The following is a 24,240-nucleotide window of genomic DNA, read 5'->3' on the forward strand; positions in this document are numbered from 1 at the left end:
ATATCAATTTTCTGAATAATTTGTTAAAATATAGAAATATCCGCTTATATTTTGAAAGGAATGATACATATGATAAATAAATTGAAAGAAAACATAGGATCCGTTTTTGTCGGTAAAGAAAATGTTATTGATCTATTACTCGTTTCATTGCTTGCTGATGGACATGTACTGCTTGAGGATGTGCCTGGTACGGGGAAAACGTTACTTGCGAAAACACTTTCTAAAAGTATAGGTGGTAATTTTTCTCGCGTCCAATTTACACCGGATGTACTTCCGAGTGATGTAACAGGTATTGAATATTTCAATCCGAAAACGAGCGAATTCGAGTTAAGACTTGGACCAGTCATGACCAACATTTTGCTTGCGGATGAAATTAACCGCGCTATGCCTAGAACACAGTCTAGTTTATTAGAATCGATGGAAGAACGACAAGTAACGCTTGAAAAGCAATCTACTCCTCTTCCGAAACCGTTCTTTGTTATTGCAACGCAAAATCCAATTGAATCACAAGGAACGTTCCCTCTACCAGATGCACAGCTTGATCGTTTTTTAATGACGATTTCAATTGGTTATCCGTCTCCAGAGGATGAACTACAAATGATGCGACGTTTTCGTAGCGATGTACCACTAGAAAGTATCACATCTGTTATTTCTTTAGATGATATTTTAGAAGCACAGAAACGAGTAAAAGAAATTTTCGTATCAGAACCGTTAGAACATTACATTATTAAACTTGCTCACGCTACAAGAAATCATGATTACATCGCCAATGGTGTAAGCCCGCGTGCCACATTAGCTTTAGTACGCGCAGTTCAAGCACTAGCCTTTTTACGCGACAGAGAATATTGCACGCCTGAAGATATACAATTTTTAGTTCCTTCTGTTTGGAATCACCGTATCGTCTTATCAATGGAAGGTGCATTACGTACGACAAAAAATGAAATTATGCAAAGGATTTTAAAAGAAGTTGACGTACCGGTGGAGATTGAACAAACATGAATGGACAGCGTGTTGTAACTGTACCTTTATTTTTCCAACTTCATATTATTCAACTAACTGTCCCAGGCGCTATACTATTTACATTTTTTATGCCACAACGAATCATTATGTTTCTCTTTTTTTTCTATTATTTATTTGCGATTTTCATTTATAAATATGTCGCTTACATAGAGAAAACATTTGAAGTCGTAAATGGGAAACAAACTACTCGGCTTTTTCCTAATGAATCTGGGCAGTTTTTTATTCATTTAAAAAATGGAGCAAATATACCACTCGTTAACGGTGTTTGTTATTTTCATTTAAATCCGTCACTACTACCACAAAATGATCAAGGAATTGAACAAATATCAAAAACACTATTCTCTTTCCCGTTTTCACAACCTGCTCATTCGGCGCAAAAGTGGGATTTAACATTAACTGCAACGAAACGTGGTGTGTTTCAAATTGAACAGTTCGAATGTGTCTTGAAAGATCCTTTTCATCTTTTAACTGTGCATTTGCCCATTTTTGATAAATTAAGGACTGAAATTATTGTGTACCCTTCTCCTAAAGAAGTAGCAGGCCTACAAGAACTACAGCAACTTTTAAACGGATCTTATCGAACGAATTTTTCTTTTTACAATGATGAAACATCTATTATTGGAGTTAAACGATATGAACGTGAGTCTTTCCGTTCTATTCATTGGAAAGCATCTGCTAAAATGCAATCATTACAGGCGAAGCAATATGAGCCTGTAAAAAATTATAGTTGGACGATTTGTCTTTCATTAGCTGCTGATCGCGGATTTGGTTGGAAAGATAATATAGAAGACCTTATTTCATTTGCAACATACATTTGTCAATACGCAACGAAGCATCAAATACCGTTTGAACTATTTATTAGTGTATTAGTTGAAGGTGGACCTCTGCACTTACCATTAAACGAAGGGCTAACCCATTACGGGATATCTTTAGAGGAATTAGCGCGTATTTCAGATGATAGTACGTTACTTCCGAAACAAGGATTTCTTCATTATGTAACGAGAAAAAGAGAACGATCGTCTACAATGATATACATTGGTTTACAGAGAAATGAACTCCCTCTTCTCTCTCAGCCTACGTTTCTCATTAATAACGAAGGGATGGTGGAAAAGCTTGAAAACTTGGCTTTATCACATTAATGACTTTATTCTGCTGCTCCTCCTTTCGTTATTAACGGAAAGAGATGAACTCATCGGTATTGCTATATTTTTAGCAACAGGCTATATGGGAGTATTTCTTATCCATAAACTAATGAAGAAAAAAACAACAGGTTTTGTCATACTGTTAATTACTCAAATAATCGGTTGTTCTCTCTTTCTCTCTTTCTCTCTATTTGGCACAATAATGTTACCACTTTTCTTCTTTATCGTATATGTAGTCGGACCAGGATATCCAGTTCAAAAATCATTAAGCGGTATTGTTTGGTTTGGTGTTTCAGCTATATTTTATGCGCCCTTTCCACCTTTGTGGAAACTGTTACTGTTAGTCTTACACATAATGATTACATTTTGGTTAACTGGGGCTAATCGTAATCAGCAGTTATTACGTTTCGCTTCTCTTATTACGATTGGAATAATTAGTGCTTTCCTCATTCCTATTTTCCCATACATTCGGCTTCTTTTTTCTTATGCCGTACAAGTAGTTGCTTTAGGATTTGGATACGCCATTAATCCGTTATTTTCGGCAGCTGAATCAAAAGAAACTGACGATTTTTGGTCGAATAAAGGGAATTTAAAGGATCCTCAAATTAAGGATGACTTTGGACAGCGTTCTTTTGATCCAACTCTCATAAATAGCATTACAATAATAGTATGTACAACCATTGCTATTTACGTCGTTTGGAAAATAATAAAAAAACGAAAATATTTAAGTTTGCCAAATATGCCTGCCTTCGAATCTACTATCATCACTGACAAAGAAGGAATGAGTTTAAAACAATTTAAACGAAACAAACCACCACATAACGAAATTCGAAAAGAAATTTTTAAGCTGGAGAGTAAATTAACTCCTCCTTTAAATAGAAAACGAGGAGAAACTGTTGAAGCATGGTTAGAAAGAATAAATAGTGAAGAAGATGTAAATATTGAGAGTCATATTATTGTAAATGCTTATAATACAGTACGTTATTCAAATAGTGAGGATATGATGCTACTTCAGGAATTTAAGGAAGAGATTCATAAACTTTACTTGTATCAGAAGAGTTTGAAGAAAAGGAAGAAATAACATAACAAAAAAGACTCCTATTTTCATAGGAGTCTTTTTATACTTCTACATTACTTTTTAAATTGAAGCGTTTTTCCCTGCTTCAATTTCTAACGACTCTTCATGCCACCAAAGTGTTTCTTCAGGGTCTTCTTTAGCGATTAGATGTGCTTCCTTTTTCGTTTCAACTGTAGGATATGAACCTTTAAGTGCACGTCCTGAAGTTGTAACGAATAATACACTAAATACGACTAATCCAATAATACTTACACCTGCTAAATAAAATGCCGGTGCAAGCGGGTTACCGGTTGCATGAACTAAGTATGAACATACGAGCGGTGTTGTTCCACCGAATATCGATACAGAAATATTAAATGAGATCGAAAGTGCTCGATAACGTACATCGGTGAAAAAGAGTGATGGTAATAATGAAGGTAGCGTTCCTTCATATACACTTAGGAAGAATCCTAAAATGAAAATACCTGCAAATATAGCTGCAATATGTCCATTACCTATTAGTAAAAATGCTGGAATTGCAAATACTGCTAAACCAAGTAAACCAATTTGCACGACACGTTTATTACCAATTTTATCACTTAATTTACCGAAATAAAGTGCCAGTGGAATCATAAGTGCCATCGTAATAGAAATAATTAATAAGCCAGTTGTTTCTTTGACTTTAAGTACTTGAGTTAGATAAGAAGGAATATACGAAAGAATCATATAATTTGTAATGTTAAAGAAGGCGACAATAACTGTGCTTAATAAGAAGTCTTTTTTGTGATATTTTAATATATCCATAAACGAAAATTGTTCGTTGTCTTCAGATTCCTCTTGTGCTTTTTCCATCTCTTCAAAGATGGGAGATTCATCTAAATGACGGCGTAAATATAAACCGACCAAACCAATTGGTGCAGCTATTAAGAAAGGAATACGCCAGCCCCAGCTGAGCATTTGTTCATCTGTTAACAATAACGTCAAAATGGTAACAATTACCGATGCAGCAATGTAACCTGAGAGTGTGCCAATTTCAAGACCACTACCGAGTATACCACGCTTTTTATCTGGAGAAGATTCTGCGATATAAACCATTGCTCCTGAATATTCGCCGCCTGTAGAGAAGCCTTGAATCATTCGGGCAACTAAAAGTAGTATTGGTGCCCATACACCAATTTGTTCATAGGTTGGTAGTAATGCGATGAATAATGTAGAAAGTGCCATTAAAATAATAGTAGTACTTAACACGATTTTTCGGCCGTACTTATCTCCTATTCTACCAAAGAATACACCTCCGATTGGTCGAACGAGAAAGGCTGCTGCAAATGTACCGAATGTAAGTACAAGTTGCAATCCACTATTATCAACACCTGAGAAGAATAATTGACTTAAAATAACCGCTAAATACGCGTATAATCCGAAGTCAAACCACTCCATTGCATTCCCTATACCAGTAGCAATTACTGCTTTCCTGGCTTGTTTAGAGTTGACAATATTAACGTCTTGAGGTTCAAAATTTAAATCATTATTTTGTTGCATATAATAAAACAGCTCCTTGTTTAATTTAACTTCTTTAAGCACACCTTCTCTTATTGAATAAATTAATTCGAAGCACTTAAGGAAAATTAATGTCTCCTTATCTGTTATTATTGTTTCACATAATTAATTATTTGTCCAATGAGATGCTCTTTAAGTTAAGTAATTTTAGTATTATAAAAAGCTGAAGAAGGCGCTATATGAGTACCTTTTTCAGCTTTTTATTTTTTTACGTAAATTTATTTTTTTACCACTATTTTCTTCCTATTTGCATTAAAAATAAGGTGATTTTTCATTAAAGTTTTTAAACACTTGTAGCTGCTAAACTATGCATACAAGAGATAAACTCATTAACAAATGTATCGATTTCTTCTTTTGTAATTATATATGGCGGAAGTAAACGGATGATGTTCCCTTGTGTAACGTCAACTAACATCCCTTTCTCCATTAGCTTTACCTGTAATTTCTTCACATTTTCATTCGTATCATTCAAACTAATTCCAAACATCATACCAGCATGACGTACTTCACCAATATAATAAGAATTTTCTTTCTGAATTTCTTGCAATTTATCATTTAGATAGTGTGACATTTCATACGCTTCTTGCATTAAACCATCGTCAATCAATGTATTTAAAACCGTTAATCCTAAAGCCGTTCCCATTGAAGAATGAGCAAACGTTGTGCCGTGATCTCCTGGTGCAAATACATCACATAACTTTTCACCTACAATAATTCCGCCAAGCGGTATCCCGCCTCCTGCCCCCTTACCAATTTGAATAATATCCGGAGTAATATTGAAATTTTGATAAGCGAATAGTTTACCAGTTCTCCCCATACCACTTTGAACTTCATCAACGATAAGAATGACATTATATTTATCACATAAGTTTTGAACACCATGTAAATATTCACTTGATAAAGGGTATATCCCCCCGCTTCCTAATACAGGCTCTAGCATAATCGCAATTGGATTTTCTTTAACGATTGTTTCTTCTAATTGCTCTATATTCTCACGCTCTACTTCATATGCTGGTATAGATGTTTTAGGGAAATTTTGATATACACTTTCTTGTCTCGTAAAATGAAGTGCTCCTAACGTACGTCCGTGGAAACTATTTTTCAACACTACGATTCCTTCACGTTCTACACCCGTATTAGCTCTATATTTATCAATTAATTTCAACGTCGTTTCTGTCGCTTCCGTACCAGAGTTTGTAAAAAAGACTTTTCCATTTTTTAAAGAGCAATCTACTAATTTCTTTGCATACTCAATCGCAACTGGGTTTAAAAAATGAAATGGAAGATGCAATGATTTTGTAACTTGTTCCATTGTCGTTTGCACAATTTTCGGGTGATTATATCCTAATACGTTCACTCCGACACCAGAAAATAAGTCTACATACTCTTTACCATCCACATCATAAAGCTTGCACCCTTCTCCTCTTTCTATCGCAACCTTCGTACGACAGTATGTAGGCATCATATATTCTTTATCTAATTGAAACCAATCCGACATTTTAAATTCCTCCTAGTTATTTTCCTTGTTTATTTATGTTCATTCTCTATAAATTCATGTATAAATTCATTTTTAAGATTAATATTTTAATAGTAATTTTCTTCCCGATATTCATTTTTCCATAATTTCTTCTATTTCAACAGGTCCACTACATGTGCATTTTTTTCATCTAGCGGTCTGTTACCATTTTGGACTTTGCGTGTCATACATAATCAAGGCTATGAAATCATATTTAGTAACAATGGACAAAAAAGATTTGGAGGCTATATCGATGGATGAAAACTATGATAAACAGGGGCAATCTATACTAGGGAAAGGCTTTAATGAAAATGGAGAACGTAATGAACAAGCTACACTTCACTCACAAACAGTTGGTTCACGTGGACCAGTTCTAGAGCAAGATAGTGTACTTCACGAGACGTTACAAGAATTTATTCACGAAAAAATTTTAGAAAGACCTGTTCATGTAAAAGGATTTGGTGCGTTCGGTTATTTTCAAACAATCTATCCAATGTCTGAACATACAAAGTTAAGTTTTCTACAACATTCTAATGAGAAAGTTCCTGTTATGGTTCGATTTTCATTAGCTGTTAGTACGAAAGGAACACCTGACACTTCTAGAAATGTGCGCGGTTTTTCTACAAAGTTTTATACAAAGGAAGGCATTTTCGATCTTTTATGTAATCACATTCCTGTCTTTTCTGTTCGTGATCCGATGCGTTTCCCTGAAACGATTCAAGCGTTGTTACCTTCACCTATAAATAACTTAATAGACCCTAATAAATTCTGGAGCTTTGTCGCTAGCGCACCTGAATCCATTCATTTCGTTGTCCATTTATACTCTGATGCTGGTACAGCCAAAAGTCTGCGCCACATCCCAGGACATAGTGTTAATACATATGTTTGGAGAAATGAAGAAGGTTACCGCAAGTATGTAAAGTATCATTGGTACCCATTTGAAGGTGTACAATTCATTACTAATGAGGAAGCGAATAAACTGGCTGCTGAAAACCCTGATTATAGCGGGAAAGATTTATATGATGCAATTGCAAATGGTAAACCAGTGGAATACGGGTTATATGTCCAGCTCATGGATCCGAAAGATGAATCACATCTTTCTTATGACCCTTTAGATGATACAAAAGTATGGGATGAAAAGTCATACCCTCTTATACCAGTAGGCAAAATGGTATTAAACAAAAACCCTGGAAAATATATGGAAGAAGTAGAAAAAGTCGCCTTCTCTCCTTCTAATTTACTAGACGGTGCAGAACTATCAGATGATAAAATGCTGCAAGGACGCGCTAACATTTATAGTGATTCTCAAAGAAGAAGAATTGGTTCCGAATTTCGCAAATTGACCATTAACCAACAACAAAATTGGACACCTGCTAATCAAATAACGAGCGGTGACGGAAGATACGTTGAAGGTAAACTTGAAAGAACTTCTATTACGAAACAGGATGACTTTACGCAGCCTAGTGAATTTTATGCGAAGTTAAAACCGATTGAAAAAGAACATCTTGCTAAAAACTTAGCTAGTGATTTGAAAGTTATATCCGATGATATTAGTAAGGTCGTTTTAGGGTATTTCCATAAAGTGTCTGCTGATTTAGTGAAGAGAATTGAGAGTGCGATGCAAAAGATTTAATGATATAAAAAAACGTCATTTTAAACATTAAAATGACGTTTTTTTATGGCGAAATTACTAGTAATTTCTACCGCCTCATTTACAATTCTTAACGGAATTTTACCCCTTCAAAATTTCCGTTATTTCATTTTAGATTATGTTACTCATTTCTCTTTTTCAAATAATCTTTTTCACATTGTAACGGCTTGAATTTCACTTTTTTCCCTTTCTTCTTTTTCGTTTCTATAACGATCCATTCCCCTTTTTCAATATCTAGATTTAAGTGTTTCATTACATTGATATTATCTTTTTCTTTATAAAGTAAAAATGCTTCTTGCACTGCCACAAATAAACTAGGCTGCTCTCTAAATCCACCACTATTATAAATTTTAGTTAGCGAATTATAATAAGAATCATTTTCTCTTCCGCCATACATTAAATGTGCAGCATCCAGGTCTCTTTGGCTCACTTCCCAAAAACTGTGTTCATCAATATTTAAATCAAACGTAGATTGAATGTCCCTCATAATATTTTTCACATACTTCTCATCTCGAATTTTCCTTTTTTCAAGACAATCAGAAGATAGCTCTGGTGCATCTGTTTGAGAATGTACAACTTGTTGAATAGATACACATAATATAAATACACTTAAAATATACAATATTTTTTTCATACTTACGTTTCACCTCAAGTAATTTAGATACTATATTATTTGAGGCTCACAATATTCTTATGCTAACAATGTGAAAGGCCCTATAAATGGGACTTTTATAGGGCCTTTCATATTAACATTGCTTTATTAAATTCACCGGTGAAGCCACTACCTTACTATTTTTCACATCATATATTCCTATAGGCGTTACTCTTATAAAAGGCAAGTGCGTCGCGGAAAAGAATAAAATGGTAAATGCCGGATCATCATACGCGTAGCCACGCTCTTGCAATAATTTCACCAACCGTTTCTCTTCCTGTATTAATTCATTCATTTTTAACTTAGACATAATCCCGAGCAATGGTAATGCGATTTCGTGTAATACTTCATTCTTTTCAGCTATTACCATTCCCCCACCAATCTCTTTCACTCTATGAAAAGCTGTAAGCATATCTTCTTTATTCTTCCCAATAAGAATGATGTCACCGGTACCAGAATAAGAGCTAGCAAGGCCTCCTAATTTATTTGCAAAGCCTTTTACAACTGTATTCACTCGCCACGTACCATCACGAGCAATCATCATAAGGAAACACTCATCATGATTTAGAGAAAGTTCATCACGGTTTAAATCCATTTCACTCGTGTATGGTTTAGTTATAACGTTATTCAATAAATGTATACCCATTTTATGAGAAAAAATCATATCCTCTTTTTCTATGGACCAGTTTAATAATAATGAAGTTACTTTAAATTTACTCCAGTCTATTTGTACTGATTCACTTTTGTTTATTCCGTCACGCTTCACCCATTTTCCTTTTGCAATTACACTTATTGGAACCGGGTTTTCTTTACTTTCCAAAATATTAATATTAGCTATTCTACCTGTCGCAATTGAACCATGTAGATGTTCCATATTATAATAACGAGCGATATTATAGCTTGCCATATGATAAGCATCTATTATTGGCACTCCTTGTTTTATCGCGGTAGCTATCATTACGTTCGTCATTCCATTTTCATAAAACGAAGGATGTGAGCCGTCTGTAGTAAGAATGAATCTATCAAACTGCTTTACTCCTAGTTCTAGCAATTCTTTTAGTAACACTTCTAAATCTGGACGGATTGAAGAATTTCTTAGTGAAACCGTGTAACCTTGCATAAGACGAATGAAAGCTTCCTGCCCTGTCATCGCTTCATGATCACAATCTGTACCTAACAATTTTAATTTCGCTAAAGTCGTTTCAGATGCTCCTGGAAAATGTCCTTCCACTTTTTTATGTAATCGTTTCGTTTCCTGCACCCAATATAACATTTCATCATCGCCATGTAATAACTTTGGCCACGCTGTTAGCTCGCCACCTTGAAGAACTGCTTTATGCTTAAGCCACTCTATTATTTCTTCACGATTAAATAAAGATTCCCCTTTTTGCAATTCAGTTTGCCCATCAAAACGACACCACCAATACATACTTGCTGGAATCTTTTCAAATTCATCTAATAAACGAAATGCTTCTTCACGTTGTAATGTGAAAAATAAAGTTAAATTATCATTAATAAAAGTCGTTGTCCCAAACTGCATCGCATAATTCGCTAACGTTTCAGGATTATATAATTGATATGGATGTGCATGCGGTTCTATGTAACTTGGAACTACGTACTTTCCATTACAATCAATGACTTCACATTCATGCAGTTGCGCTGGCAGCTTTTCTCCTACATAAACAATCCGGTCATCATAGATCCAAATATTTGCTTGCACCCACTCGCGCATATAGGAATTTAAATAAGTTGCGTTCTTACATAAAATGTGCGGATTTCTTTTGCCATCTATTACTTCAACATGTTCTCTTAATTGCTTGTTACTCCATCTAAACTGATTTTCTCCCAATGAATTTCACTCCAAATCAATTTACTTTTATTTATTAAAATAAAAACAATTAACAAACTAAAGTATTCTCCATTCATAACTCTCTTGTACAACCCCTATACCCTTTATTATATGTAATAATTGCAAAAATAACAATTTTCAAAATTTAAAGTATACCTCTTTGGTCCTCAATAAAAAAGGATGTCGTGTAACTGACATCCTTTTTTATACTAAACTATACGATTGAATTACACTTGATGTCATACTATGAATGCTAATACTGTCCTTTAAAGCAGGATCCCATTCACATTCTTTTCATTTATTTCTTAAATTCAATTTGCATCATTTTATTAAACTGTGTAAGAATATCAACCGGACCTAAAGAGTTAACATTGACAGCAAATGTATGCTTGCCTCCAATTACTCCACCAGCAAAAGTCATAAACCCAGGAATTGATCCTCCGTGACCCCAAACGGAAATACCATTTGGAAGTTTAGTCTCATAGATCCCAAGGCCATATCCATCACCAACACCTTTTCCTTCTATAGGAACTGTAGTAAGCATTTCTTTTAGCTCACGTTCTTTCAGTAACTTACCACCAAGTAAAAATGAAAAGAATTTATTTAGATCGTCCGCATTAGAAATCATATCTCCAGCTGAATTAGCTAAACTCGGATTATAATACGTCATATCTTTCAGCTCACTTTTTTCATCAATTTTCATATATCCACGAGCATGATTCTTACCTGGAATTACGGGTGAATTCCCTGGTAAAAACGTATTTGACAGATCCAAAGGTTCAATAATTCGCTTTTCAATTTCTTCCGCATAACTATTTCCAGTTATTTTTTCAATAAGCATTCCCAATATTACGTATCCTGTGTTTGAATACAGCCATCCCTTACCTGGTGAAAAATCTGGAGGTAGAGAAAGTCCTATTTTCACTATTTCTTCTGCTGTATACGTTTTTTTCGAATTCATAATATCAGCGTCTTTTGACTTTAAGTATTCAGCTATACCACTCGTATGATTCAAAAGTTGACGTATCGTAATTTGATTGCCATCATACCCATTTCCTTGAATGAGACCCGGTAGCCACTTTTCAATTGGATCGTCAAGTTGCACGCGATTTTCTCCTACTAATTGAAGAACAGTCGTAGCGGTAAAAGTCTTCGTCACACTCCCAATCCGAAAGCGATATTCCGATTTCATTGGTTTCTTACTATTTAAATCCGCGACACCAGCAGTATAACTACTAATTTTTCCGTTATTAGATGTCTTAGCTAATACCCCTGGCGCTCCAACTTGGATTGTTTCCTGCATGACTCGTTTCCAACCATTCCGATTCTTTTGGTCATGTGCTTCTGACGAATTAGAAATATTTTGAGTAGACTCTGCTTTTACAGTAAAACCTGGTGTGAATAAAGTAGTACCCGCTAATAAAACTGCTAAACTCGCTAACTTAATTGAATAACATTTTTTCATAAGGCTTTCTCTCCTCTATTTATATCGTATTGATTTAAGCTATACTTTCATCCTAAATGATAAAACTCTCTTTTTTCTTATCCATTCCTTACGAAATACTTACTTTCAAAATTTGGCGACCAGATGAGAAAAAGTTCTGTAAGAAAATAAAAAAGAACGTGTCTTCATTTTATGAAAACACGTTCTCTTACATACTTTAAACCCTATATTAACTTATTATTCCATTCACTTCTTTAAACTACTAATCTTCATTCACTTTTACCATCCTGCACTAGCGTTCATACCATTTCCTATAATAGTAAGAAGTAGTGGCCACAGTACTGGTCCTAGCGTAAGAAATAGATTAATCAATATAAGTATTCTATATCTACCAGGAATATTATAATTTTTACGATTAACAAATACTACAAAAACTAATAATATTATAGTCGTTGAAAATAAAAGTAACACTAACAACCAATACCAAACCATTAAACTGAGACTCCATGGCTGTAATAGCTCGTGTACAATACCAAAGATGATTCCCAATACCGCAAAACTAAAGGTAGTAACTGTTGCTTTAATAAACAATTTACTTAATTTTTTATCGTATGTATACTTACAATATAAATCTATTATCGTGTATAAAGATAAAAATGCCATTAATACACCTAACCAAGACAATAACCAATCTCCGCCTCCTCTAACTAACAGAAACAGAAACCAACACATCCCTACTGCAGAAAAAACAAAGGAAAGAAGTATGTTTTTCAATACCGGTTTCATTCTATTTTCACACCCTTACAAAAATTTAAAAATAAATTATAATTTTTTATTTACATGCTACTCGTTATTGGTTAAACCCTATTACATCTCTTATTCATTCTATATTAATGAAACAAATATAATCTCATGAAGAATTTAATGAGAAATACTCTACTAAGGCAACCTTTTTTCCATTGGTTAAGATATAAAAAAAGTAAGTATACATTACCACGTAATTAAATATAAGTAAATAAAATTAATTTACAGTTAATTTCATTCACTTATATTAATGTCACCTTTTCCCGTCCCAGGTACATCTTCTAATAACATATGCCTCCTTGCTATGAGAGCTATGGCTGCAAGTTCAATCGATTCATCTTTTCCTATAATAACCTTCGAAATATTGTTAATAATTTTCTTTAATGTACTCATATATTTATCTCCCACCTATAATAATTCAGAAAATTAAGAAATATTATTCCCGAATTATAACACATTACGTTAGAAGTAAATATATTCCTATCAAAATAAAAAAGATGACCTCAGCCATACGCTAAAGTCATTTTTTTCTACTAATTATTTTACTAGTTCACCACTATAAACTTTTATATCAAGTGGCGCAGTTAAAAATTGTCGTGCTTTGCTAACGAAAGATGTGAAGTGTTCACTCGTATTATGACTCGCAACTGCCTCTTCATCTTTCCATACTTCTACCATCGTATATACATTTTCTTTTTCTGTATCTTTATATAAGTCATAAGATACATTTCCACTTTCTTCTCTTGAGCCATGAAGTAGTGGCTGAATTTCTTCTAAAAATGATTGTTGTTTTGCTGGATCTACTTGAAATATTGCGTGAATAATAATCATGGTGTTTCCCCTCTCATATCTCACTTATTTCTGTATTTATAAAATTACTTCCACTCAGCAACTTTTTCAATTGGAAGGCGTACTGATTGGTAACCACTGTCAGCAGCTTTTCCGATAGAAATTAACATTACTGGCACGTGACGTTCTTTATCTAATCCGAAAGCTTCTGCGATTTGGTCTTTTTCAAATCCGCCAATTGGACAAGTGTCATAACCATGAGCACGAGCTGCTAACATAAATTGCATCGCTACAAGACCACCGTCAATTAGTACAGTATCTTTCATTACTTCTGGTGTAACCATTGAGAAGTAACCTGAAAGTTTTTTCATTTGATCTTCTTTTACTTCTGCTGGCATTAAACCGCGCTCTACTGCTGTACCGTAAATTTCTTCTGCGTTATCAAAGTTGTTTAAGTCACCAAACACAGCGATCATTGCTGAAGATGTTTCTACTTGAGATTGATTGAATTTCGCAAGTGGCGCAAGTGTTGCTTTCGCTTCGTCACTTTCAATCACTAAAAATCTCCATGGTTGCATGTTCACAGATGATGGTGCAAGTGTTGCTGTTGTAAGAATTTCTGTCATTTCTTCTTTACTAATTTTCACTGAAGGATCGTACTTACGAATTGAACGGCGTCCTGTTAAAATTTCGTTAAAATTTCGTTAAAATCATTTGTTTGTACTGAGTTAGTCATAGTTGAATTCTCCCTTTTTTAAAGTTCTTTTATATTTTCTTGAATGCGGTCTAACATTGCTAAAAGATTATCGCGCTGTTCTTCACTTAATCCTTTAAATGCAGATGCTGCAAAACGTTCTTTTTCCTCCTGATACACTTGAATTTTATTTCGTCCCTCTTCAGTTAGAGAAACTAACGTAATTCTGTTATCATCTGGATTTTTACGTCTTGTAATCATTCCATTTGCTTCTAGCTGTTTTAAATGCCTTGTAATTGCGGCATTATCAATATTCACTTCTTGCTGAAGTGCTTTTTGACTAATTTCACCTACTTCATATAACTGAAGTATAAGCTCTAATCGAGACTGGCTCATACCCGTACACCCTTCGAATTTTGAACTTACTTCTTTATTTAGAAAGTGTAATTTATATAAAATAATCGCTTCTTTCGAGCATGAACTTGTCAAAATACCCCTCCTTTACATGCAAAATAAAAATGTTTGATGTATCAATAGTTGATATGTCAATTAATATAATCTATATCGATTTAGAATGCAAGCATTTTGTTTTCATTTATATTTTTCCAAATTAAGACGCTTTGTCGCGTTACAAAAAATGTTAATTGCACTATAATAGTACTAATTTAAATGACTGGAGAGTGATTGTAATGCGGCAATACACAAATAGAAATGAGGAGATAAAAATGGAAAATGAAATGAGGATATTCACATATGACAACAATAAATATAGGGATTGTCGCGCACGTAGACGCTGGCAAGACGAGTTTGACTGAGCGTATTCTTTATGAAACGAATGTAATTAAAGAAATTGGCAGAGTTGATAGTGGAAGTACGCAAACTGACTCAATGGAATTAGAGAGACAACGCGGAATTACGATTAAAGCATCTGTTGTATCTTTCTTTATTGATGATGTAAAAGTAAATGTCATTGATACACCTGGACACGCTGATTTTATCGCTGAAGTAGAGCGATCATTCCGCGTTTTAGACGGTGCAATTTTAGTTATTTCTGCTGTTGAAGGTGTGCAAGCACAAACAAAAATTTTAATGCGGACATTGCAGAAACTAAACATACCAACAATATTATTCGTAAATAAAATTGATCGTAATGGCGCAAATACTGAAAAAGTTATGAAACAAATAAAAGAGGTTCTTTCAAATGAAGCATTCCCTTTCTACTCTGTAGAAAACGAAGGAACAAAGGAAGCACGAATTATTAAATACAAATCATATGACGACTGTATGGAACTGTTAGCACCATATAATGAATCATTACTTGAGTCATATGTAAATAATGAAATCGTACCGGGCACACTATTAAGAGAGGAACTCATTAAACAAATAGCGCAAGCAAATGTGTACCCGATCTTTTTCGGTTCAGCCATGACAGGTATGGGTGTAACTGAACTGCTCGAAAATATTTCAGCCTTATTTCCAGCTAAAAAGTCGGCAGAAAATGAAACATTATCCGGTGTTGTGTTTAAAATTGAACGTGAACCTTCTGGGGAAAAGATTGCATATGTAAGAGTTTTTTCTGGTCGTTTACACGTTAGAAAATATGTTGATATACAGCGCGGGGAAGCTCTGGCACATAAAGAAAAGATTAAGAAAATATGCATGTTTCATAACGGAAATGCTGTTCAAGTTTCTACCGTTTCTAGCGGAGAATTTTGCAAAGTGTGGGGACTGAGTGATATTAAAATTGGTGATATTATCGGTGAACGAACGGATTATATAAAAGACATTCACTTTGCCGAACCACAAATGGAAGCTGCTATTGAAGCAGTACCAAAAGAACGAATTCATGATCTATACGCTGCACTTATGGATCTATGTGAAGAAGATCCGCTCATTAAAGTGTGGAAAGACGATATTCATAATGAACTATATATTCGCCTTTTCGGTGAAGTACAAAAAGAAGTAATTGAAACAACACTTTATGAGAAATATAATTTGCAGGTTACTTTCTCAAATACGCGAGTTGTATGTATTGAGAAACCACTTGGCGTAGGGAATAGCGTTGAAGTAATGGGTGAAAAAGCGAATCCATTTTACGCAACAATTGGTTTTAAAATCGAACGTGGTGAGCTTAACTCTGGCATAACATATAAGTTAGGTGTTGAACTTGGATCATTGCCTTTAGCATTTCATAAAGCAATTGAAGATACTGTATTTCAAACGTTAAAACAAGGTTTATACGGATGGGAGGTTACGGACGTTATCGTCACGTTAACCCATACTGGTTATGCTAGTCCTGTTACAACAGCAAGTGACTTTAGAAATTTAACACCACTCGTTTTAATGGATGCTTTAAAGCAAGCTGACACATTTGTATATGAACCAGTTAACGAATTTGAATTGACTGTACCAGAACATGCAATTAGTACCGCGATGTATAAGCTTGCTGCTATTCCAGCCACTTTTGCAGAGCCTATATTCATTAATGATTCTTACCAGTTAACTGGGTCATTACCTGTCACGAAGACAGAGAATTTTAAGCGAATGCTTCATTCATTTACAGAAGGAGAAGGTATATTTACAACGAAGCCATCTGGTTATACAAAACTAAAGGCTCCCTTTCCTACTCGAAAACGTGTTGATTATAATCCTCTGAATCGTAAGGATTATTTGCTTCATGTGTTGAGGGCTTATTAAGTAAAAAAAGAGGTGCAATTTGCACCTCTTTTTGCATGTATTGATAGGTTAGTTTGTCCTAACAACTTCTTTAAGTTTTCCCATTATTTTTGCTATCGCTTCAATTGAATTCTCTGTTTCCAATCCCCCAACATTTACAGAATGATTTGCGTTTTTGACAACTTCAATTTGTAAATTCGTTTTATGTAACTGATCGATTTGATCTGCATTATATTGGTGATCTTTATCTCCAATTACTAATAGCCCTTCATGATGACTATGTAGGATCGAATCAAAAATGGAATCAAAAGTTAGTAAAGGTGTAAGTAGTATCATTTTTGACTGTAAAAACTCTTCCCTCTTCATTAAATCATTTGCAATCGGAATCGTTCCGAGTGACTTCCCTAAAAACATTGTATGATTGTATTGCTCACCTTTTAATACTTTTTTCATTACAGGATTAATATCATCCATCATTATTTTCGTTACTTCTTCGATTGGTTTATTCATTACTTGTTCGTCATAAGAATAATGAATATGTACTACATCTATTTTATTTTCGAGCATAAGCATCGTCGCATAATAAAATAACGGTTTATCGTAATTGTATCCTGAACCTGAGAACATAAAGCAAACCGTACTAGAACCTTTTTCGATATGTGTGTAACGAATTACCTTGTCATTTATATGTACCTCTTTTTTAGTCCCCTTCACCGTTTTCTCCTCCGAATACGTTTACTTTTGTAAAACGATATGTTCTGTATGAACTGCGATATCCTTTATTTTCTCTTTTATAAATGCTGGCTGTAAGTTATATGCATGTAACTCTTCTACCGGCACCCACTTAAATAGATATGTTCCACCCTCTTCTTCCAAAATATATTGATCCGCTCCATTTGCAGGTAACTCCTGTAGCTCTACTTCATAATAAAAACTAATCTCATGAAACTTCCTCTCAGAAAGTGTAAAGAAATTTTCTACTGACCATATTAATCTCTTCCCTTTAATAGGAACAGCTAGTTCTTCTGCAAACTCTCGTTGTAACGCATCTTCACTATTTTCTAGCATTTTCACTCTTCCGCCTGGTACGTACCAAAAATCTTCACCGTCACCTTGCAGAATGAGTATTTTATTATCATGTTTACAAATTGCTCCGACCCGATAATTAAAACATGTTTCTTCAACTTTAAATGTTAGATCCATACCGATTGCCCCCTATACTTTATTTGAAAATCGCTATAAAACTATTATGTATGTGCTGTACAAATAAGATTACTAAATTTTTCTATTTCATTCGATAGTTTTTGAATCTTCTGATTTTTTATCATTACAGGGATATAGTTACTTTACACTTTATCCTGTCTTATCTAATGAAAAATTCGACGATATAGATATCGAGTTTGACTGGAATGAAGATGACGAAAAAGGTTTGAAAAAGATGTTTCCTAGGTTATGGGAAATGTATGGGGAAGAACCGAGATAAATATTAGGACTCTGTTTAACCAATAGACAGAGTCCTGTTTTCATAGAATCCTTATTTACACTCTCTTTGTTTCATTCCACTTATCTAACAGCTCCTTTTCTCTTTCAATTGAAATACCTGCTTTTAATTCCCATTCGTCCACACTCTTCATCCACTCATACACATCTGTAACTGTATGTTCTAATTTCCTAAAAGTAAGTCCTTCTTTAACAGCTCTCTCAATACTAATATAAAAACCACCTTTCCAAGGCTTTGTCTCACCTTCTAATAAAAAAGTTTCAGGAAGCCATAGTGGCATCTCTGTCCAAGGCTGCACTTTATGTTCATTCATAAACGATTCATCTATCCAAACGAATGCGGCATCACTATTCGTAACCTTTTTGCACGTATTTAATAGCTCTTCCATCGTCAATTCATAATTTGGACCTGTAACATTGAATGTACCTGCTTTATTATTTTCTGCCATGTTGAGTCCAAAGCTCGCGACATCTTTTATATCAACGAATTGCACTGGACGATTTTTTCTGCCTGGTACTAACACTTTACCTCCTTTTGCTACACGCTGAATCCAGTATGTTAGTCGATCTGTATAATCAAACATTCCTGAAAGAAGTCCTGCTCTTACGTGTAAAACACGCCCTGGCCAATATTTATCTGCTTCTTTTTCGCATAATACTTTCAGTGCACCATAATGCTCATAAGGAGATATTTCACCATTCTCTACAGCCTTTATTTGCTCTTCCATTGGTTCAGGTTGTAATATATAGTCTTCTTTTATGTCATGCGGAATCCAATCTTTATATACGGAAAGGCTAGAGATGAATATATAGTGTTCAATATTATCTTTCAGTACTTCTCCAACATTTCTAATGTGATGCGGAGAAAACCCACACGTATCCACGACAACATCCCATTTTCGATTTTCTAAACTTGATACATCATCACTTCTGTCACCGATAAGCTGCTCCACTTCAGGAAAAACTTCTTTGTTTGTTCCGCGGTTAAATAATGTAACTTCATGCCTTCTGTTCAAAGCCTCTTTTACAACAGCTCTTCCCAAAAATCGTGTACCACCTAGTATTAAAATCTTCATGGTTCTCCCCCATTCGTGATTAAAAATCCTTTCTTTTGTTAAACGATTTTTTGTGCTGGAAAGTTACGGGGAATTTGTTATTTTACTTTAATTCTACAAATAAACAAGAATCCATTTTGAAAAATTAATCAATACGGATTCTTAAATTAGATATAATTATTTTACTGTATATTTGTTGAATTACTAACTCTGCACAATTTCCCCATCAACTAACTCAATAATTCTATTACACTTATTCGCTACTTCCATATCATGCGTTACAATAATAATTGTTCGTCCTTCTTCATTCAGTTGTAATAGCAAGCTCATAATTTCTTCTCCTGTTTTTCTATCTAAATTTCCAGTCGGTTCATCAGCCAATATTAATTCTGGTTCGCCTACTAACGCTCTAGCAATTGCGACGCGCTGCTGTTGTCCACCTGATAACTCGTCCGGTGTTTTATGCATATGTTCTTTTAAACCTACTTTTTCTAAATAGAACTTCGCCTTATTTTCTCTTTCTCGTTTCCTTAGCTTTCTATACGTGAGTGGTAGTGCTACATTATCCAGTACAGTATGTTCTTTTAACAATGCAAAATATTGAAAAATAAATCCAATCATTTCATTTCTTGTTTTATGAACTTTATTCGCTCTAATTTCATTTAATGGTTTTCCATTTAACGTATATTCACCCTCATTTGGCATATCAATTAACCCTATAACATTTAATAGTGTACTTTTCCCTGAGCCTGATCGCCCCATTATTGCTATAATTTCGCCCTTATTTATTGTTAAGTTTATACCGTTTAAGGCGAACGTATTGTGATTCTTGTTACTATACACCTTTTTAATATCTATTAGTTCAATTAAACCCATTATTCCATCCCACCTATTAATGTTTTCGGTTCGAGTTTTCTAATAAATAAGAAGACAATTACATTCGAGACAATGATGATCAATAATAAGAAAAGAAATACTAAAAATAATATAGGCATGTCCAATTTAAAGTCTAATGCCGATACTGCTTTAAAATCCTTTGACATTTGCAGCAGCTTCCCATACCTCCATGAAAAGTAAGCTATTGACATTCCTAAGCCCGCTATTGCTACAATAATGTTTTCTAAAACAATTTGAATAAACATTCCAAATTTACTTTCGCCAAAAACTATTTTTATACCAAATTCCCTCTTTCTCATTAAGATAGAAACGATGGTTGTTACCGCCATTCCGACGATCGAGAATAGAATGAATAAGATTCCTACTATAAGTTGAGGTAATTCAGAATAGCTGTTAAGAGTAACATCTATATTTATTTCATCACCTAAATTTTTCAAATGAAACGTTCCACCGTTTCCTTTAAGTTGAATTGATTCTTCTAGTTTCTTTACATCTGCATCTTTTCGTAAATGTAAAACTGTACTTTGATGCAGTCTTAAAAACATTCCTTCATAATTTTCATATCTATTAGATGACATAGGCATTATCATTGCGTAATCCAACTTCAAATAAACGTTCGTTGTATTATTATCTACGATAAATTTATTCTCTGGTAAAAAGCCTATAATTGTATATTGATTATTAATTGTATCCCCAACTTGAAAATATTTCTTAAAGTAAGAACCCATTAATACTTTTGTTTTTTCTTCACTATTTTTTGGAAAATCTTCATGCAAGAAACCCTCTTTAGGTTTTAAATGTAAACCTAATAATTTATAGTAATTTTCATCTACAACAATTGTTTGAACAGTAGGTCTTTCATCGTGAAACGTTTTATGTTTCAAATCAGCAATCATATTGTTTTGAAGTGGTCTATTACTTGATTCTATTTCAATTAAACTCTCCTCGTATGTACCATACGAAATCACGTCTTTATTTTGATGAATTGTATTATAAAACGCTTGAATTTGCTCTTTATTAAATTGATTGCTTTGTAACCTATCTGTCGTCCTTTCAAAAGTAACTAAATATGTTTTATCCACATTTAATGCTGAGCTGGATTTATCGTTTAGATGGTGTAAATTATAAAATACATTAATTGAACTCGTTATAGTTGCTAATCCAAATGTAATCTGTATTAGAAGAAGTACCGAAAATAGAAATCTCTTTTTTAATGCTATGAACGCACTTTTTATTCTCATCATTTTTACTCCTTTAATGCTTTAGCAGGTTCACTTTTAAGCACATATACAAATGGTATAACAGAGAGGATAAAAGCTATATTAAGTGAAAGAAATACACACATTACAATATGAGTAGGCTGTAAACTAATGCTATAGCTTGTAGACTCTATAATACTTTCACTCAAAGTGCTAAAAATCCATTGTATGCATATCGCACAGGCTGATGCGATGATTGCACATAAAAATAATTGACTAAATATAAAAATAAAAAGATTTACATTACTTGCTCCCAAAGATTTCCTTAGCGAAAGACTTTTTTTCTTCGTATAAATCCAATAATAACTTACTATTATACTGGTAATTAAAGCTATACAAAAAAGCCTAAATGGAAAACTTAATAACTCTTTCACAGCTTTACTTGAGTTTTTTTCTTTCTCAAAATTCTCTTTTTCACTTATCACTTTGGCATTTATATCTTTATTGTTCTGGTTTATATGCTGTATGAAAGTGTTTATTTCCTTTATAGGGTTTTCGTTAGAACGAACGATCATTTGGAATGTATTTTCATTTTGGATCATTTTTTTCACTTCATCTGGCATATCATATAAAGCGACGTAAATTTTAATATTATACTCATATCCAGTATTTGCTCCAGCTACACCTTTAACTGTATATTCCTTATTAAATAGTTTTATTGTTTCCGTATCCTTATAAATCTTCTTCCCGACTATTACACTATTTTCTTCATTTTGTTCCATCTGAGAACCTTTTAGCAAAGGTGGAGACCAATTTTTATTAAGGAGACCATTCATTGTTGCTCGGCCGATACCCGGAATAGTAATACGAATATCATTTGTAATAACACTAGCATTTTTAAAATCAGTCTCTACTAACGTCTGGAATTGTTTGAAATTTAATTCCCCTATATTAGTAAGTTGAACGGAATAGTAATAATTAAAATAACCATTTTTTCTATCATAAAATTTCTCATCATAATAATCTTTCGTCGACATTGCTATAAGTATCGGCCATATTGTCAATACAAACGCAATAAATAACATAATGAATATTGCTTTGTTTACCACTATTTCTTTTAATACTAAATTCATATATCCTCCTCATTTTAAAAACCGCGAAAAAGGTATTTATCCTTTTTCACGGTTTTTGTTGATTGTTATCTAATTACCATTTCCTTAGAGGTGTAGGCACTATCCCCTTTCATTACCCATTCATGACCCGAATAACCAGTGGTAATTGGCCCTCTGGATGAAACTTTAACGTTCACACGATCTGTAATTTTAGCATTATTCTTTTCTACCTCTTTAGAAGACCCATCATCAAAGCTAGCCCTTACAGTCATCTTGTAAAAATGAGGTTCATTTGTTTGCGCAGTGTAGGCGTGTCCGGTAGCCTTTCCTCCGCTCCCTTCCCATTTCCCATAAGAATCCCAACTAATCGAAGCAAATGAAACGGAAGAAACCATACCTAATAAACAAGCAGTTAGCCCTGTAGTAGCTAGAGTTTTTTGAAGTAAGTTTTTCATATAAACTCAATCTCCCTTGTTTAAAATATTCACTTAAATATTTAAGTATTTTCAGGCCTTGTCCTCATTATACATAAAAAAAATAATCTCATATTAAAAAATCCTAATTTTTACATTTTCCACACAACCCTTACATTGCTCTGAACTTTCCGTCATAAAAGAAAAAGATGGTATGAAACTCCCATTCACACCATCTTTTTGCTTCCGTTATTTATTTGATCCTGTATAAGGAAGAATATATTTCACAATCAATTCCCATCTATCCCGTACATTCGGCATAACTTCAGAAGCAATTACTACAACCAAATCCTTCTTCGGAATACAACAAATCAAATTCCCACCATCGCCCATTGCACAGTATGAAAAGATTCCAGCCTCTTCTCGTAACCACCATAAGTAACCATATTGATTTTGGTTCATTTCTGTCGATTCTTTTATCCATGATTTTGATAGTATTTGTTTTCCATTATGAATACCTTCATTCAAAAACATCTGTCCAAACTTAGCCATATCTTTAACTGTTAACGTTAGTCCCCAGCCGCCTGTCGAAATACCATTTGGATCATGAACCCATCCTTTTACATCTTTTCCGAATAAGTCATCGAATCCAAATGCTTTCATATTGTAGTTTGGGATTTTTCTCATGCCGAGTGGTTGAAATAAGTACTCATTCGCAAATTCACGCGCACTTTTTCCTGTTACGTTCGTTATAATCGCTGATAGTATATGAGCTCCTGCAGATGAGTATTTAAAAGATCCGATTTCTCCGCCATTCCCCATTCTATTAAGTGTATACTGTATCCAATCCTCTTGTGTACATAGTTCTTCTAACGGTTCCTGCCAGTCTACGAAAGGATGTGGAGCTTTCATCATAAGAAGATGTCGTACTGTTATTTCAGATGAATTAACGTTATATTCCGGGAAAAATTCTATTACTCTTTGATCAACGCTTTTTATATAGCCTTTATCTACACATAGTCCAATTAACGCAGAAATAATCGTTTTTGTGACTGACGCTATATGAAATGCATCATCTGGACCGTGACCGTTATAATATTTTTCAAAAATAACATCACCTTTTTGTACTACTAACATACCATTCATATTTTCATATTCTTCTTTTATAATCTGATCTAACTTTTCAGCAGTTTGCATTGTTCTTCCCCCTTAA

Annotated in this window: 22 protein-coding genes and 2 pseudogenes; 6 read left to right on the plus strand and 18 right to left on the minus strand. The window is 33.9% G+C overall.

All coding sequences use genetic code 11. From position 1 onward, the window contains the following. The first annotated feature begins 69 nt into the window (after nt 1-69). From DN393_RS28450 to DN393_RS28460, 3 genes are read left to right on the plus strand one after another with little or no spacing between them, the layout of a single operon-like run. Entirely contained in the window at nt 70-999 is a 930-nt protein-coding gene (locus DN393_RS28450) for an AAA family ATPase (protein ID WP_064475649.1), read from the plus strand. Then, nucleotides 996-2,159 carry a DUF58 domain-containing protein gene (locus DN393_RS28455; protein WP_088046662.1) on the plus strand — a complete coding sequence of 388 codons (1,164 nt, stop codon included), beginning with the start codon at nt 996-998 and terminating at the stop codon, nt 2,157-2,159. Before DN393_RS28450 ends, DN393_RS28455 begins: the two co-directional genes overlap by 4 nt. Further along, nucleotides 2,134-3,243 (plus strand): DUF4018 domain-containing protein, encoded by a 1,110-nt coding sequence (locus DN393_RS28460; protein ID WP_064475651.1) that lies wholly within the window; start codon nt 2,134-2,136, stop codon nt 3,241-3,243. Before DN393_RS28455 ends, DN393_RS28460 begins: the two co-directional genes overlap by 26 nt. A 57-nt stretch (nt 3,244-3,300) precedes the next feature. Here DN393_RS28460 and DN393_RS28465 read toward each other — a convergent pair whose 3' ends face one another. Together DN393_RS28465 and DN393_RS28470 are read right to left on the minus strand one after the other, a co-directional pair. Then, a complete protein-coding gene (locus DN393_RS28465) occupies nt 3,301-4,758 on the minus strand; it encodes an MFS transporter (RefSeq protein WP_064475652.1) in 1,458 nt (485 codons plus the stop codon). A 301-nt stretch (nt 4,759-5,059) separates the two neighbouring features. Further along, the gene (locus DN393_RS28470; protein ID WP_064475653.1) at nt 5,060-6,274 is read right to left on the minus strand and encodes an aspartate aminotransferase family protein; all 1,215 of its coding nucleotides are present in this window, start codon (nt 6,272-6,274) and stop codon (nt 5,060-5,062) included. Between the two features lie 271 nt (nt 6,275-6,545). Between DN393_RS28470 and DN393_RS28475 the strand changes: the two genes are divergently transcribed. After that, on the plus strand, nt 6,546-7,925 hold the full coding sequence (locus tag DN393_RS28475) for a catalase (RefSeq protein WP_149174161.1): 1,380 nt from the start codon (nt 6,546-6,548) through the stop codon (nt 7,923-7,925). A 139-nt stretch (nt 7,926-8,064) separates the two neighbouring features. On the opposite strand, the gene DN393_RS28480 is transcribed toward DN393_RS28475, so the two are convergent. The 8 genes and pseudogenes from DN393_RS28480 to DN393_RS28515 all read right to left on the minus strand — a co-directional run bounded on the left by DN393_RS28480 (nt 8,065) and on the right by DN393_RS28515 (nt 14,664). Further along, complete coding sequence (locus DN393_RS28480; protein WP_064475655.1) at nt 8,065-8,577, minus strand: hypothetical protein; 513 nt, start codon at nt 8,575-8,577, stop codon at nt 8,065-8,067. 112 nt (nt 8,578-8,689) lie between these two features. Next, on the minus strand, nt 8,690-10,444 hold the full coding sequence (locus tag DN393_RS28485; RefSeq protein WP_064475656.1) for an adenine deaminase C-terminal domain-containing protein: 1,755 nt from the start codon (nt 10,442-10,444) through the stop codon (nt 8,690-8,692). A 298-nt stretch (nt 10,445-10,742) separates the two neighbouring features. Then, nucleotides 10,743-11,909: a serine hydrolase domain-containing protein gene (locus DN393_RS28490; RefSeq protein ID WP_064475657.1), complete on the minus strand. Its 1,167-nt coding sequence runs from the start codon at nt 11,907-11,909 to the stop codon at nt 10,743-10,745. A gap of 258 nt (nt 11,910-12,167) precedes the next feature. After that, nucleotides 12,168-12,674, minus strand: coding sequence for a DUF3902 family protein (locus DN393_RS28495; protein ID WP_088046659.1), 507 nt, complete (start codon nt 12,672-12,674; stop codon nt 12,168-12,170). A gap of 276 nt (nt 12,675-12,950) precedes the next feature. After that, nucleotides 12,951-13,085, minus strand: a pseudogene (locus DN393_RS28500) (AAA family ATPase); the annotation flags it as partial. Between the two features lie 144 nt (nt 13,086-13,229). Beyond that, nucleotides 13,230-13,523, minus strand: a complete 294-nt coding sequence (locus DN393_RS28505) for a putative quinol monooxygenase (protein ID WP_064475659.1) — start codon at nt 13,521-13,523, stop codon at nt 13,230-13,232. 44 nt (nt 13,524-13,567) lie between these two features. Beyond that, the gene (locus tag DN393_RS28510) at nt 13,568-14,128 is read right to left on the minus strand and encodes a nitroreductase family protein (RefSeq protein WP_255449881.1); all 561 of its coding nucleotides are present in this window, start codon (nt 14,126-14,128) and stop codon (nt 13,568-13,570) included. Nucleotides 14,129-14,235: 107 nt separating this feature from the next. Then, nucleotides 14,236-14,664, minus strand: coding sequence for a MarR family winged helix-turn-helix transcriptional regulator (locus DN393_RS28515; RefSeq protein WP_064475661.1), 429 nt, complete (start codon nt 14,662-14,664; stop codon nt 14,236-14,238). A gap of 264 nt (nt 14,665-14,928) precedes the next feature. Here DN393_RS28515 and tet point away from each other — a divergent pair, with 264 nt between their 5' ends. After that, nucleotides 14,929-16,872, plus strand: a complete 1,944-nt coding sequence (tet, locus tag DN393_RS28525; RefSeq protein ID WP_088046657.1) for a tetracycline resistance ribosomal protection protein — start codon at nt 14,929-14,931, stop codon at nt 16,870-16,872. A gap of 48 nt (nt 16,873-16,920) precedes the next feature. Here tet and DN393_RS28530 read toward each other — a convergent pair whose 3' ends face one another. Together DN393_RS28530 and DN393_RS28535 are read right to left on the minus strand one after the other, a co-directional pair. Further along, nucleotides 16,921-17,565: an alpha/beta hydrolase gene (locus DN393_RS28530; protein ID WP_149174163.1), complete on the minus strand. Its 645-nt coding sequence runs from the start codon at nt 17,563-17,565 to the stop codon at nt 16,921-16,923. 21 nt (nt 17,566-17,586) lie between these two features. Beyond that, nucleotides 17,587-18,054, minus strand: coding sequence for an NUDIX hydrolase (locus DN393_RS28535; protein WP_088046655.1), 468 nt, complete (start codon nt 18,052-18,054; stop codon nt 17,587-17,589). Between the two features lie 136 nt (nt 18,055-18,190). On the opposite strand from DN393_RS28535, the pseudogene DN393_RS32635 reads away from it, so the two are divergent. Next, nucleotides 18,191-18,334 (plus strand): annotated as a pseudogene (locus DN393_RS32635) (DUF4240 domain-containing protein); the annotation flags it as partial. Nucleotides 18,335-18,389: 55 nt separating this feature from the next. On the opposite strand, the gene DN393_RS28540 reads toward DN393_RS32635, so the two are convergent. From DN393_RS28540 to DN393_RS28565, 6 genes are all read right to left on the minus strand, one after another. Then, nucleotides 18,390-19,427 (minus strand): SDR family oxidoreductase, encoded by a 1,038-nt coding sequence (locus tag DN393_RS28540; protein ID WP_064475665.1) that lies wholly within the window; start codon nt 19,425-19,427, stop codon nt 18,390-18,392. A gap of 183 nt (nt 19,428-19,610) precedes the next feature. Beyond that, the gene (locus DN393_RS28545) at nt 19,611-20,282 is read right to left on the minus strand and encodes an ABC transporter ATP-binding protein (protein ID WP_000522857.1); all 672 of its coding nucleotides are present in this window, start codon (nt 20,280-20,282) and stop codon (nt 19,611-19,613) included. Then, nucleotides 20,282-21,547: an ABC transporter permease gene (locus DN393_RS28550; protein WP_179876832.1), complete on the minus strand. Its 1,266-nt coding sequence runs from the start codon at nt 21,545-21,547 to the stop codon at nt 20,282-20,284. Before DN393_RS28550 ends, DN393_RS28545 begins: the two co-directional genes overlap by 1 nt. A gap of 2 nt (nt 21,548-21,549) precedes the next feature. Further along, nucleotides 21,550-22,635: an FtsX-like permease family protein gene (locus tag DN393_RS28555; protein ID WP_098103117.1), complete on the minus strand. Its 1,086-nt coding sequence runs from the start codon at nt 22,633-22,635 to the stop codon at nt 21,550-21,552. 65 nt (nt 22,636-22,700) lie between these two features. Continuing rightward, a complete protein-coding gene (locus DN393_RS28560) occupies nt 22,701-23,069 on the minus strand; it encodes a hypothetical protein (RefSeq protein WP_088048318.1) in 369 nt (122 codons plus the stop codon). Between the two features lie 207 nt (nt 23,070-23,276). Beyond that, nucleotides 23,277-24,224 (minus strand): serine hydrolase domain-containing protein, encoded by a 948-nt coding sequence (locus DN393_RS28565; protein WP_088048317.1) that lies wholly within the window; start codon nt 24,222-24,224, stop codon nt 23,277-23,279. Nucleotides 24,225-24,240 lie beyond the last annotated feature (16 nt).

This window comes from Bacillus sp. BPN334 (assembly GCF_008368885.1).
Lineage (GTDB): Bacteria > Bacillota > Bacilli > Bacillales > Bacillaceae_G > Bacillus_A > Bacillus_A wiedmannii.